This is a genomic window from Hyunsoonleella ulvae (genome assembly GCF_016827605.1).
GTDB classification, from domain to species: Bacteria; Bacteroidota; Bacteroidia; order Flavobacteriales; family Flavobacteriaceae; genus Jejuia; species Jejuia ulvae.
Map to the genome: position 1 here is coordinate 1 of NZ_JAEPJQ010000023.1, position 518 is coordinate 518.

A 518-nucleotide genomic window follows, 5' to 3' on the forward strand; every position below is an offset into this window, starting at 1 on the left:
GGGGGTATCGTGGCCTGTGGTATTATAAGTGAATTGGGCGATTTACGTCGTTTTAATAATGTAAAGCATTTGGCGGGCTATGTAGGGCTATCTCCCGGGGTTTATCAAAGCGGCGGTAACTATAAGGCTATGGGTATTAGTATGCGTGCCCATCGCTTAATACGGTCATACTTTGTGGAAGCCTCTTGGCAGGCCATACGGGCAGATCCAGTGATGCAGGCATATTACCGCAAGCATCAGGGCAAGAACGTAAAGTGTATAATAATAAAAGTAGCCAGAAAGTTGCTCAGTAGAACCTTAGCAGTGATAAAAACGGAGACCCCTTATACTATTGGGGTATTGGAATAGATAATAACAGATAACAAAGCTCATCACACAAGTAACCAAACCTGTATCACAAAACAACGTGGGTGGACTAAATAGTTAGTATCACATATTTATAGCAAGTGGCCAGGTTATTATAACTTATAATCATACAGATGCTGGTGACGATCAAGAATCGATCACAAATAGGATGC

The 518-nt window shown here is 41.9% G+C and carries 1 protein-coding gene; it reads left to right on the forward strand.

Features of this window, described 5'->3' with window-relative positions; all coding sequences use genetic code 11:
• On the forward strand, nt 1–348 hold a 348-nt coding region (locus tag JS605_RS17460; RefSeq protein ID WP_203259012.1), incomplete at its 5' end, for a transposase.
• Nucleotides 349–518: the final 170 nt, after the last annotated feature.